The sequence below is a fragment of the Rhodoferax sp. genome, from assembly GCF_018780565.1.
Lineage (GTDB): Bacteria > Pseudomonadota > Gammaproteobacteria > Burkholderiales > Burkholderiaceae_C > Rhodoferax.
In genome coordinates this window covers 369,572-382,125 of sequence record NZ_JADMJN010000005.1, presented here as the reverse complement: position 1 = coordinate 382,125, position 12,554 = coordinate 369,572, and the positions used below count along the sequence as shown (strand labels likewise).

The 12,554-nt window shown below is 59.8% G+C and carries 12 protein-coding genes; 10 read left to right on the top strand and 2 right to left on the bottom strand.

The window, feature by feature from the left end; translation table 11 throughout:
* Nucleotides 1–2 precede the first annotated feature (2 nt).
* The gene (locus IV109_RS09270) at nt 3–1,721 is read left to right on the top strand and encodes an FAD-dependent oxidoreductase (RefSeq protein WP_296695143.1); all 1,719 of its coding nucleotides are present in this window, start codon (nt 3–5) and stop codon (nt 1,719–1,721) included.
* Between the two features lie 8 nt (nt 1,722–1,729).
* On the opposite strand, the gene IV109_RS09265 is transcribed toward IV109_RS09270, so the two are convergent.
* The gene (locus IV109_RS09265) at nt 1,730–2,464 is read right to left on the bottom strand and encodes a response regulator (protein WP_296695142.1); all 735 of its coding nucleotides are present in this window, start codon (nt 2,462–2,464) and stop codon (nt 1,730–1,732) included.
* A gap of 54 nt (nt 2,465–2,518) precedes the next feature.
* The gene (locus IV109_RS09260) at nt 2,519–3,712 is read right to left on the bottom strand and encodes an ABC transporter substrate-binding protein (RefSeq protein WP_296695140.1); all 1,194 of its coding nucleotides are present in this window, start codon (nt 3,710–3,712) and stop codon (nt 2,519–2,521) included.
* An 87-nt stretch (nt 3,713–3,799) separates the two neighbouring features.
* Here IV109_RS09260 and IV109_RS09255 point away from each other — a divergent pair, with 87 nt between their 5' ends.
* The 9 genes from IV109_RS09255 to fdxA all read left to right on the top strand — a co-directional run bounded on the left by IV109_RS09255 (nt 3,800) and on the right by fdxA (nt 12,543).
* On the top strand, nt 3,800–4,738 hold the full coding sequence (locus IV109_RS09255; RefSeq protein WP_296695138.1) for a ribokinase: 939 nt from the start codon (nt 3,800–3,802) through the stop codon (nt 4,736–4,738).
* Nucleotides 4,739–4,760: 22 nt separating this feature from the next.
* Nucleotides 4,761–5,756, top strand: coding sequence for a nucleoside hydrolase (locus tag IV109_RS09250; RefSeq protein ID WP_296695135.1), 996 nt, complete (start codon nt 4,761–4,763; stop codon nt 5,754–5,756).
* Between the two features lie 247 nt (nt 5,757–6,003).
* Nucleotides 6,004–6,795, top strand: coding sequence for a sulfite exporter TauE/SafE family protein (locus tag IV109_RS09245; RefSeq protein WP_296695132.1), 792 nt, complete (start codon nt 6,004–6,006; stop codon nt 6,793–6,795).
* A 35-nt stretch (nt 6,796–6,830) separates the two neighbouring features.
* Nucleotides 6,831–8,612 (top strand): nitrite/sulfite reductase, encoded by a 1,782-nt coding sequence (locus tag IV109_RS09240; RefSeq protein ID WP_296695130.1) that lies wholly within the window; start codon nt 6,831–6,833, stop codon nt 8,610–8,612.
* Nucleotides 8,613–8,626: 14 nt separating this feature from the next.
* A complete protein-coding gene (locus IV109_RS09235; protein WP_296695128.1) occupies nt 8,627–9,013 on the top strand; it encodes a DUF934 domain-containing protein in 387 nt (128 codons plus the stop codon).
* Nucleotides 9,010–9,768: a phosphoadenylyl-sulfate reductase gene (locus IV109_RS09230; protein WP_296695126.1), complete on the top strand. Its 759-nt coding sequence runs from the start codon at nt 9,010–9,012 to the stop codon at nt 9,766–9,768. The genes IV109_RS09235 and IV109_RS09230 overlap by 4 nt, the downstream gene beginning before the upstream one ends.
* The gene (gene cysD, locus IV109_RS09225; protein WP_296695123.1) at nt 9,765–10,724 is read left to right on the top strand and encodes a sulfate adenylyltransferase subunit CysD; all 960 of its coding nucleotides are present in this window, start codon (nt 9,765–9,767) and stop codon (nt 10,722–10,724) included. Before IV109_RS09230 ends, cysD begins: the two co-directional genes overlap by 4 nt.
* Nucleotides 10,724–12,109 (top strand): GTP-binding protein, encoded by a 1,386-nt coding sequence (locus IV109_RS09220; RefSeq protein ID WP_296695121.1) that lies wholly within the window; start codon nt 10,724–10,726, stop codon nt 12,107–12,109. The genes cysD and IV109_RS09220 overlap by 1 nt, the downstream gene beginning before the upstream one ends.
* 104 nt (nt 12,110–12,213) lie before the next feature.
* Nucleotides 12,214–12,543 carry a ferredoxin FdxA gene (gene fdxA, locus IV109_RS09215; protein WP_296695118.1) on the top strand — a complete coding sequence of 110 codons (330 nt, stop codon included), beginning with the start codon at nt 12,214–12,216 and terminating at the stop codon, nt 12,541–12,543.
* Nucleotides 12,544–12,554 lie beyond the last annotated feature (11 nt).

Here is a 12,554-nt window from a genome sequence, read left to right as displayed (position 1 = left end):
CCATGTTGACCGGGTGCGGCCTGCCCCAGGCATGGCGTCAGCAACAGGCGTGGCGTATTCTGGATTCCGATTTCGGTCGAGGTCTCCAGTTTTTCCGCACCTTGCAAGCCTGGAAAAACACCCCGCTGCGGCCACGCTTGCTGCACTATGTGGCGCTGAGCTTGGCGCCACCTTCGATGGATGATTTGCTGGCAGATCTGGCGGGCGACCCCGAACTCCGCGAGCTGGCTCAAGAACTGTTGCCCGAATGGACAGGACTGCTTCCGGGCTTTCACCGTCTGTCATTTCAAGGTGGCCAGGCACTGCTCACTCTGTGTGTGGGCGAATCAATGGCGATGCTGCGTGAGCAACAATTTTTCGCCGATTCGGTTTTTCTGAGGGCTGCCGGCACAGGGCCTGCGGGGGCGCAGCCCTGGAGCATCTGGTCGGTGAAGGCGCTGGCACGTTGCTGTCGCCGCGGAACCCGTTTGGCAGTGGCCGCCGATGCCCCTGTGCTGCAGGCTGACCTGACCCAATGTGGCTTTGAAATTCAGGCCCTCCCGAACGATACCCCGAGCGGGTCATACCAGGCCGAGTTCAACCCGCGCTGGACGATCAAAACAACGCGCCAACATTCAATCTCTCATCCTGTGGCCATCGGCAGTTGCGCCGTTATCGGTGCCGGGCTGGCCGGTGCCAGTGTCGCTGCTGCACTGGCCCGACGCGGCTGGCGGGTGCAGGTTCTCGACCAGGGCGCAGAGCCCGCCCTTGGTGCATCGGGTCTGCCTGTGGGGTTGGTGGTGCCGCACGTGTCGGCAGATGACTGCACGCTGTCGCGCCTTTCTCGTGCGGGCGTGAGAATGATGCTGCAGCAGGCTCGAAGCCTGTTGCGCCAAGGGCAGGACTGGGAACTCAGCGGCACACGCGAGCGTCAATTGGACGGTACGCCGGATCTGCCCGACATCTGGCACGCCCAAGCAGCCTGGCTCAAACCCGGCCAACTGGTACAACGCTGGCTGGCGCAACCGGGAGTGACTTTTCAGGGCAACGCCAGGGTCGCCGACCTTCGCCAGAAGCAGAATCAGTGGGAGTTGCTGGACGCGCTGGGTCAGCCGCTGGCCTGCGTCGATCGGGTCGTTCTGGCCAATGCCGGCGGCGCGCTGCCCCTGCTGGCAAGGGTGCAGGCGAGCTTGCCAGCATTGGGCATTCGGCCCGAGCAGTTGCCGACCCTGCACGGTGTTCGGGGCCAGTTGTCATGGGCCATGCACGATGGCAATCAGGAAGACCTTTTCCCATCCCACCCCGTCAATGGTTCGGGCAGTGTCATTCCGGCGATTCCAATGGGCTCTGGCTCAGCCTGGTTCGTCGGCTCCACTTACCAGCCTGATCAGCTGACGCCGTTGCCGGACGAAAGAAACCATCAGTCCAACCTGCAACGTCTTCTGCGCTTGTGCCCAACGCTGGGGCAAGCCCTGGCCAAGCGGTTTGCCGAAGGCAGCGTCCAGGCCTGGAAAAACACACGCTGTGTCAGCGCAGACCGCCTGCCTGTTGTGGGCCCCCTCTACCAGGCGGATAACCCCGGCCTCTGGCTTTGTGCCGCCATGGGGTCCAGAGGTTTGAGTTTCTCGGTGTTATGTGCTGAACTGCTGGCTGCTCAGTGGGGAGGGGAGCCTATGCCGGTCGACGCTGGTCTGGCCCGCTCACTCCAGGCCTTTCGCGGCGAAAGCCCTCGGATTAAATAACCCTTTAGCTATATCTTTTGTAGCAACTCGATAACTTTCGAGGGATCATAGGGTTTTTCAAGTACCGCCGAGCAACCGGATTTTTCGGCATGCTCGCGCATGTGCCAGGTCTTGTCGCTCGTACTCACCACGACCCTTCCAATGGCCGGCTCCAGGTCCACCAACTGGCGGATCACCGCCCAGCCATCCATATCCGAAACGGTCAACCCCACGACAACCAGATCGTAGTGACGGTTTCTGGCCAACTCAAGCGCCATCGCTCCGGTAGAAGCCTCGTCCACATCGGTATGCCCCGCCAATGCAAGACGGGCGCGCAGGTACATGCGGTCTTCACGGGAAGGATCAACCAGAAGGCACACCCGAGCGTCCGATGGCGCACCAAAGCCGGCTTCGGTGTCACCGAAATCCATGTCCATCACCTCGTCCGCGCTGTACAGGCTGTCCATGACCTTCACCACATCAGGCCAATGCAGCGGACGCATAAACGTGCACAAGGCATGGTCCGGTGCGCCTTCACCCACGCAAATCATTTTCAGGCCGGGATGTGCATCCGGCGAGGCCAACTCCAGCACAGCCTCATAGGCATCCAGGTCAATCAAGGCCAGGTGCGGGGCCACGGGAGCCTCGGGCGTCCACAAGGTGTACGACGTGGGTTGCCCTATCGACAATCTGAAAAGCGTGTTGAGCGCGTGACGCTCAACGTCCCGAAAGCCGACAACCTTGACATAAATGCTGGGTCCCATGAATGACAGACTTTCAAAGAAACAAATTCAGGCAAATTATGGCGGCCATTTCAGCTACTTGATAGCTGCCGCCGGTCTGCGCGCCAGCACATACTCATCACGCGGCAGGTAGGCCTTGCCGTCGGCATAACGCCACTGCACCATGCTGCCCTTGCCACCACGCTGATCCAGCTTGCCGACAAACGCGCCCATGGTTGACTGCTGGTCGATGGCGCGAAACTCGGCCGGCCCAAACGGTGTGCTGAATTTGAGTCCACGCATGGCGAGTACAAGTTTTTCGTTGTCGGTGCTCTTGGCCTTGTTGATGGCTGCAAAAATGGCCTGCATGGTGGCATAGCCCACCACCGAGCCTACTTTGGGATGTTCGTTGAACTTTTTGTAGTAATTTGCAGCAAACGAGGCATGTTCACGGGTATCGATCTGGTCCCAGGGGTATCCGGTCACGATCCAGCCGCGTGGGGTTTCGTCCTTGAGCACATCCAGATACTCAGGTTCGCCCGACAGCATGGAAACCACGGCAGTTTTCGGAAACACATTGCGTTGATTACCTTCGCGCACCAGCTTGGCCAGATCCGCCCCAAAGGTGACGTTGAAAATAGCATCCGGCTTGGCCTGCATGATGGCCTGCAAGGTTGTTCCCGCGTCCAGCTTGCCCAACGCAGGCCACTGCTCGGCCACAAACTCAACATCGGGGCGCTTGGCCTTGAGCAACTCTTTGAAACTTGCCACGGCACTTTGACCGTACTCATAGTTCGGGGCGATGGTGGCCCAGCGCTTGGCAGGCAGTTTGGCCGCCTCTTCGACCAGCATGGCCGCCTGCATGTAAGTACTGGGGCGCAGACGGAATGTATAGCGATTGCCTTTTTCCCAAACAATGGCATCCGTCAAGGGTTCACTGGCGACGAACAGGCGCTTGTTTTTGGCTGCATGATCCGCCAGGGCGAGGCCCACATTGGATAAAAAGCCTCCGGCGAGCACATCGACTTTCTCATTGCTGGTGAGCTCGACCGCGTGGCGCAGGGCCTCCTCCGGCTTGCCAGCATCGTCACGGGCAATGACCTCGACCTTGCGGCCCAGCAGGCCACCGCTTGCATTGATTTCCTCTACCGCCAGCTGCCAGCCCTGACGGTAGGGAACCGTGAACTGGGGAATGCTCGAATAGCTGTTGATTTCCCCGATCTTGATCGGACCACTCTGGGCGAACGCACCCGTCACCAGCAAAGATAAAAAACCTGCAATAAGCTTCATAAAATCTCCAAGGGCCGCACTGTAGCAGTGTCGTCCTGATAGGGGCTCCAAATAGGCCTGCAAAACCGTCTGTCCTATGATTCAACCATGATTCTTGTCGCCGGTTCAGCCAATCTTGATTTTGTCGTGCGGGCGCCGCATATCCCTGCGCCCGGTGAAACCGTGCTGGGGCACGATTTCCAGACCGTTCCCGGAGGTAAAGGCGCCAACCAGGCCGTGGCATGCGCGCGGGCTGGCGGTGCAGACACCCATATGCTGCTGGCCCTGGGTCATGACGCGTATGCGGTACCCCTGGAGTCATCCCTGAAAGCAGCTGGCGTGCACCTGCATGCCAGGCGGGTTATAGACCGCGCCACCGGTACAGCTTTTATCTGCGTTTCGGATGACGCAGAAAACGCGATCACTGTGGCACCAGGTGCCAACTACGCTTTGAGTCCCGCGGATTTGCCGCCGCTCAATGGTTTCACCCACCTGCTCATGCAGCTTGAGATACCGCTGGCGTGTGTCCTGGCCTACGCAAAAGCGGCCAGGGCGCAAGGCATCACGGTGGTGCTCAATGCTGCACCCGCATGCGCCTTGCCTGCTGAACTGCTGGCCCTGCTGGACGTGTTGATCGTGAACGAGGGTGAGCTGGCTGTTGTGGCCGACGCAGCAGGCAGCATTGCCCAGTGTCTGGCCCGGATTGCGGTGCCCTGTGTCGTGGTCACCCTGGGTCACCACGGCTGCTGCGTGCGTTCGGAAGGCTCGTTGTCGTACCAACCGGCTTTTGATGTGACGCCGATAGACACCACCGGCGCTGGCGATACCTTTTGTGGTGTTCTGGTGGCAGCCCTGAGTCAAGGACAGCCACTTCAAACGGCCATGCAACGGGGTAGCGCAGCGGCCGCCCTCGCCTGCACGCGCCTTGGTGCGCAGACCAGCATTCCGAACCAGGCCGAAGTGCTCTCCTTTTTGAGCGCTCAGCCACCGGCCACAGATGCGCGCCTGACTGAGCTCAAGCAGTTTTGCGGCCTTGAGTCCATCTGAAAACCTGGCAACCCTTGCTTTCATGATCACTGCGCCACCCCGAAAAGTCATCTATGACACCGACCCCGGCGTAGACGACGCCATGGCCTTGTACTATGCACTGGCACATCCGGCCATCGAGGTCGTTGGTATCACCACCACCTTCGGCAATGTCACCGTGGAGCAGGCAGCGGTGAATGCGCTCTATTTGAACGCCCTGGCAGGCAGAAGCATCCCTGTAACCCAAGGCGCTGCCGCGCCCTTGGTCAAGCCTTTGGAGCCGCCACCGGCTCATATCCATGGCGCCGACGGTCTGGGCAATTTGCCTGCACGAACCCTCCATCGACATCAACTTGACCCGCGCTCATCAGCCCGGTTCACCGTCGACATGGCGCGCGCCAACCCTGGAGAAATTACGCTGGTAGCCGTAGGCCCGCTGGGCAACCTGAGCCAAGCCCTGACATTGGAACCCCAGCTGCCGGAGTTGCTGCACGAAGTGATCATCATGGGTGGCAGCATTCTGGAGCCCGGCAACGCCTCCCCCGTGGCCGAGGCCAACATCTGGAACGACCCCCACGCTGCCGACCATGTTTTCACGGCCGGCTGGGCACTCACGATGGTGGGCCTGGATGTGACGCACCAGGTCATCCTGCCGGTATCACTGTTCAAAAAAATCGCCGATCACCATCGACACCCTGCCACCGACACGCTGCATCATGCGGTCGGTTTCTATGCCAACTTTTACAGTGCTTTGTATCCCCATGTGGCTGCCATTCATGGCTGTTTTGGGCACGACGTGCTGGCCTTCATCTACCTGGCGAGTCCCGAACTCTTTACGGTGGAGATGGGGCGGGTCCGAGTCGCTACGCAGGGGCTGGCGCAGGGTCAGACCATCATGAAACGCAAGGATTCCATTGACTATCCCCAAAACGGCTGGGGTAGCGACATACCGCTGACTCAAGTGTGCATGAAGGTGCAGGCCGAGGCCTGCAAAGCTGATCTGGAGAAAATCCTGATGAGCCCCTGGCTCACCCGCTGAAGCCGATCCATGCAGCGCGTAGTGCACTATCCGCCCCTGTTTCTGCACCCTCATCACGAAGTCGTGCTGTCTGAACGTTACGCGGTGGGTAGCTACTTTGAGGAACGGTTGCGGGCGTTGCGGGGAATGCAATAGGTGGGTGACTGCGATTGCATGTTGCCTACAACCTTCTATATTCCATATGAGAATATAGAAATCATGAAAATGTAGTTTGCAATCTAAAGGTGCCGCTTTAAAGTCTGCCCCTATGCATGACTTTGCGTTCATCTTTGCTGGCTTTTTTGTGGGAATCGTCGTCGGTCTGACTGGCGTGGGCGGCGGCTCCCTGATGACGCCCATTCTGATTTTCTTCTTTGACGTCAAGCCTTATATGGCGGTAGGTACAGACCTGCTGTTTGCGGCATTTACAAAGATGGGCGGCACGCTCAAGCTGGCGCGGGCCCGGCTGGTGGACTGGCGTGTGGTGCTTCACCTCTCGGCCGGCAGCATCCCGGCGGCACTGATTACTCTGTTCCTGCTGCACACCCTTGGCGCCACCAGTGCCCGGGTTCAAAGCCTGATGACCAGCACGCTGGGCGTTGCATTGCTACTGACCGCTGCTGCAACCCTGTACAAGGCGTTGCGCGGAAAAGCCGCTCCCGTCACAGTGGTGAGAGGCAAGGAGGCACAGGCTGCCACACCACGCCATTGGAGCCTGCCCTTGCTGTTTGGCGCGCTGATTGGCACGCTGGTCACGCTGACGTCGGTAGGTGCTGGCGCTATTGGTGTGACCGTTTTGATGATTTTGTACCCTCTGCTTCCTTTGCCGCGCATCGTGGCGGCTGACATTGCCTACGCAGTGCCGCTGACGCTGGTGGCAGGCATGGGGCACGCCTCCCTGGGCTCGGTGGACTGGCCCTTGCTTGCCAAGCTGCTGGCGGGCTCCTTGCCCGGGATCTGGGTGGGTTCGCACCTGATGTCCCGCATTCCTGAGCGGATCATTCGCTCACTTCTCTCCATCTTGCTGGCCTATGCCGGCGTGAAATTGATTGCTTTGTAAAACCTTGCGGCCATAGCCAAAACAGATACCCAACTATGTACCAATACACCGACTTCGACCGCCAGTTTGTTCGTCACCGTGCCGCGCAATACCGCGACCAACTGGGGCGCCATCTGTCTGGTGAGCTCAGCAATGAGGAATTTTTGCCTTTGCGCCTGCAAAATGGCTGGTATGTTCAGCGTTACGCGCCAATGCTGCGTATTGCTGTGCCCTACGGCGAGCTCTCCAGTGCGCAACTGCGCGTCTTGTCACGGATTGCCCGTGAATACGATCAGCCCAACGCCGAGGTCTATGAAACTGCACAAACTACGCAGGGCAAGCTCGGTACGGCCAAGCTGCCCACGGGCTATGGTCATTTCACAACCCGCCAAAATGTCCAGTTCAACTGGATTCCTCTGGCCAGGAGCGCCGATGTGATGGACCTGCTGGCCACGGTCAATATGCACGGCATCCAGACCAGCGGCAACTGCATTCGCAATATCACCAGCGATGAGCGTGCCGGCATCGCCGTGGACGAGATCGTGGACCCGCGCCCATTTTGCGAAATCATTCGTCAGTGGAGCACACTGCACCCGGAGTTTGCGTTTTTGCCACGCAAGTTCAAGATTGCCATCTCAGGTGCCAAAGAAGATCGCGCCGCCACCGCCTGGCACGATGTGGGTCTGCATGTGCTGCTCAACGCCGAGGGCGAGATGGGCTTCAAAGTACTGGTAGGTGGCGGCATGGGCCGCACACCGGTGATTGCCAGCACCATCCGCGAATTCCTGCCTTGGAACCAGATTCTGAATTACCTCGAAGCCGTGGTACGGGTCTACAACCGATGGGGACGTCGCGACAACAAGTACAAGGCGCGCATCAAGATTCTGGTCAAGGCCGAAGGCCAGCGCTTTACCGATGAAGTCGAAACCGAGTACCGCCAGATTGTCGAGCTCGACGGCGCCGTCCACACCATCACCCAGCAGGAGCTGGACCGGGTTAGCGCTTCGTTCATACCCCCTGCATTGACTTGCAACAAGTCGGATGCCGACCTCAAAATCGCCAACATCCTGCGCGCGGCTGCCGAGGACGACGTTGAGTTTGGCCGCTGGTTGCAGCAAAACGTGGCACCCCATAAAAACCCGGATATGCGTGCTGTGACCTTGTCGTTCAAGCGCCTGGGTTACGCCCCCGGCGACGCGACCGCCAGCCAACTGGAAATGGCCGCTTTGCTGGCTGACCAGTTCAGCGCCGGCGAAGTGCGCGTGACGCATGACCAGAATCTGCTGCTGCCCTGGGTTCGTTGCGATCAGTTGCCCGAATTGTGGCGTGCGGCTCGCAAGGCCGGCTTTGCCCGCCCCAACATCCGTTTGCTGACGGACATGATTGCCTGCCCCGGCGGCGATTTCTGCTCGCTGGCCAACGCCCGTTCGATTCCGATTGCAGAAGCCATCACCGAGCGTTACCAGGATATGGACGAACTGCATGACCTGGGTGAAATTGACCTGCACATCAGCGGCTGCATCAACTCCTGCGGGCATCACCACAGCGGCCACATTGGCATTCTCGGGGTAGACAAGGATGGACGCGAGTGGTACCAGGTATCCCTGGGCGGCTCGGACGGCTCTAACCTGAGTGGTGCGCCGGTAGCCGGCAAAGTGGTGGGCCCCTCATTTGGCGCCGAAGAGGTGCCCGATGTGATCGAAGCAGTGCTGGACACCTACCGCAGTGAGCGTCAGCATGGTGAGACTTTCATCGCCACGGTTCGCCGTATCGGCATGGATGCGTTCAAGCTGGCGGCCAACAGTGTGCGCCAGACAGCACCGGCCGAGCTGGTCTGAAAGGAATGAATACTATGAAATTAATAGCTGCAAACGAACACGCGACGAGGGCTATCGGCTCCAATGTTATTGAACTTGAAAACGATGCCGACCCACGCTCCCTGAGTCTGGAGGGCGTGGATCGTGTGGAACTGAGCTTCCCCAAGTTCACCGACGGACGGGCTTTCAGCCAGGCCTTTTTGCTGCGACGCCGGCTCGGCTTCAAAGGTGAGATTCGCGCCACGGGCGATGTGCTGATTGATCAACTGGTGCAAATGCAGCGCAGCGGCTTCGATGCGGCGGTGCTGCGTGAAGACCAGAACGCAGAGCATGCGCAACGCCAGTTTGATCGCTACCAGTCGTTTTACCAGGGCGATACCGTTGCCACTGTCCCCCATTTCATCGCAGGAGCCGCCGCATGAGCGCCATCGATCTGAATGCCCGCGCATCGGCTGATTTCTCGGCCAAGCTGGCAGAAACCACAACCTTGCTGCAACAAGCCGCACGCGACTATGCGCCTCTGGTCACTGGTGGCGCGGCGCGGGTCAGCCAGGCATCCAGTCTGGGCGCGGAAGACGTGGTTCTCACGCACTTGATCAACGCCTTGCAACTCCATATCGGCATCTTTGTGCTGGAAACCGGCATGCTGCATCCCGAAACACTGGCGCTGCTGGACCGCCTTCAGGCGACTTCCCGCACGCCAATTGAAGTCTTCACGCCGCGCAACGAGGCGGTGGTGGAATTTGTGGCCCGCGAGGGCAAGGATGCGATGTACAAGAGCATCGAGTTGCGCAAGGGCTGCTGCCATATTCGCAAGATGGAGCCGCTGGAGCGGGCACTGGCCGGCAAGGATGCCTGGATCACGGGCCTGCGCCGGGAGCAGTCTGGCGCCCGCGCCGACGTGCCCCTGATCGATACCAGCAACCCCGAGCGTGTCAAAATCAATCCTCTGGCCAACTGGACCTGGGGTGACGTGTGGCACTTCATTGCCGCCAACAAAATTGATTACAACCCGCTGCATGACCAGTTTTTCCCCAGCATTGGCTGCGCCCCTTGTACCCGTGCCATCAGCATGGGCGAAGATTTCCGTGCCGGCCGCTGGTGGTGGGAAGACGAGGCCGCCAAGGAATGCGGTCTGCACGTCAATCAGTCATCCCTGGAGAAAGCGCCAGCATGAACGCCCGTACCGAACCTGAATTGCTGCAAACCATGCCCCACCCGAATCGCCCTGATCACCTGAGCAACGCCCATCTGGATGCGCTGGAAGAAGAAACCATCTTCATCCTGCGCGAAGTGGCTGCCGCGTTCGAACGCCCCACCCTGTTGTTCTCGGGCGGCAAAGACTCGCTGGTCATGCTCAAGTGCGCCGAAAAGGCCTTTGGCGTGGGCCGCATCCCCTACCCCCTGCTGATGATCGACACCGGCCACAACTTCCACGAGGTGACCGATTTTCGCGATTCCCGCGCCAAAGAACTCGAAGCCAACCTGATCGTGCGCAGCGTGGAAGACTCCATGAAGCGCGGCACCGTGCGCCTGGCCCACCCCGGCGAGTCGCGCAACGTGCACCAGTCGGTCACACTGCTCGAAGCGATTGACGAATTCCGCTTTGACGCGCTGATTGGCGGCGCCCGCCGCGACGAGGAAAAAGCCCGCGCCAAGGAGCGCATCTTTTCCCACCGCGACAGCTTCGGCCAGTGGCAGCCCAAGGCGCAGCGCCCTGAGTTGTGGACGCTGTTCAACACCCGCCTGCAGCCGGGCGAACACTTCCGCGTGTTCCCGATCTCCAACTGGACCGAGCTGGACGTGTGGCAGTACATCGACCGAGAGAAGATCGCCCTGCCTTCGCTCTACTACACCCACAAGCGTGACGTGGTCGAGCGCAAGGGCCTGCTGGTGCCAGTGACTGCACTCACCCCCGCCAAAGACGGCGAAACGGTGGAGTCGCGCGACGTGCGCTTTCGCACCGTGGGCGACATCACCTGCACCTGCCCGGTGGAAAGCACCGCATCGACTGCGGCCGACATCGTGATTGAGACGCTGGCCGCTGATGTGAGCGAGCGCGGCGCCACGCGCATGGACGACAAAACCTCAGAGGCTTCCATGGAGAAGCGCAAGAAAGACGGGTACTTCTGATGACTGCTACTACTTTAATAGCTGATACTGCACAATCGGCGAGGGCTACAGGCCAAAATGACACGGGTTCAGCGCTGAAGTTCATCACCTGTGGTTCGGTGGACGATGGCAAGAGCACCCTGATCGGCCGCCTGCTGGTTGACAGCCGCTCGGTGTTGCAGGACCAACTGGCCAACGTTTCCAAAAGTGGCGAGGCCGATTTGGCCCTGTTCACAGACGGACTATCCGCCGAACGCGAGCAGGGCATCACCATCGACGTGGCCTACCGCTACTTCAACACAGCGCAGCGCAAGTTCATCATTGGCGATGCGCCCGGTCACGAGCAGTACACCCGCAACATGGTCACGGCTGCCTCCAGCGCCGACGCGGCCGTGGTCTTGGTAGATGCCACCAAACTCCAGTGGCAGACCAATGCTCTGGAACTGTTGCCACAAACCCGCCGGCACTCGCTGCTGGTCAATCTGCTGCGCGTACCCAGCATTGTTTTTGCGGTGAACAAACTGGATGCGCTGGAAGACGCGGCCAAGCCGGAAACGACGGGTCAGGCCGCGCTGGCTTTTGTCAACATCCGCCATGCGCTGGAAGCTTTTGCCAAGGCCGCCGGCATCACCGTTACGGCCATCGTGCCGATCTCGGCGCTCAAGGGCCACAACGTGGTGGATGCCGCCGCCGGTTGGTGCAACTACCAAGGCCCCAGTCTGCTGGAAATTCTGGAAGGACTGCCCGTCACGCCCGCAGAGACGTCGATTCCGTTCGCCTTCCCGGTGCAATGGGTGGAAAAATTTTCGGCCTCCAGCGACACATCCCAAGGCCGCCGCATTTTCTGGGGCCGTGTGGCCACCGGCGCTGCGCAAGTGGGACAACAGGTGTCCGTGTTGCCAAGTGGCCAGACCGCCACCATCGCGCAGGTACTGGGTCATACCCGCCAGCCGGGGTCTGTTCTGGCAGGCCACAGCGCGGGCATCGTGCTGGACCGTGAAGTCGACGTATCGCGTGGTGACTGGTTGCTGGCCGTTGAACCACGGGCAGATGCCAAGGACGACGAATTTGAGACCCCGGTCGGCACTTTCCTCCCCAGCCGCGAGCTCAAGGCCACCGTGGCCTGGATGGACGACGAGCCTCTGGTGGCGGGACGGGTTTACTGGGCGCTGCATGGACACCGCTGGGTCAAAGCCAAAATCAAGCGTATCGTGCACAAGCTCGACGTCAACACACTGGCCGAAGAAGACGCCGCCCAGCTTGACGCCAATGCGATTGGACACGTTGAACTGACGCTTCAGGAGGCCATTGCCGCGCTGCCTTACAGCCGCTCACGCGTGCTCGGCTCGCTGGTGTTGGTGGACACGGCATCGCACAAAACAGCGGGCGCAGTGCTGATTAATTGATCCAAACCAAGTAACCCTGGTGACTTCAAGGCCAGGTCCAATAAAAGGGACTATGGAAAACCAATAAAATATAGGGTTTCCACCCATTCGTCGAAAACTACAAAATGACACATACCGTCACCGAAGCCTGTATCAAATGCAAGTACACCGATTGCGTCGACGTTTGCCCCGTGGACTGCTTCCGCGAAGGCCCGAACTTTCTGACCATCGATCCCGATGAATGTATCGACTGCGCCGTGTGCATTCCCGAATGCCCGGTGAACGCCATCTATGCCGAAGAAGATGTGCCCGCTGACCAGCAACACATGACCAAGCTCAATGCCGAGCTGGCCAAGCTGCCGACCTGGAAAAGCATCACCAAACGCAAAGCCCCGCTGTCGGATGCCGACGAGTGGAAAGACAAGACCGGCAAGCTCCCGCTGCTTATCAAATAATTTGTAGATAC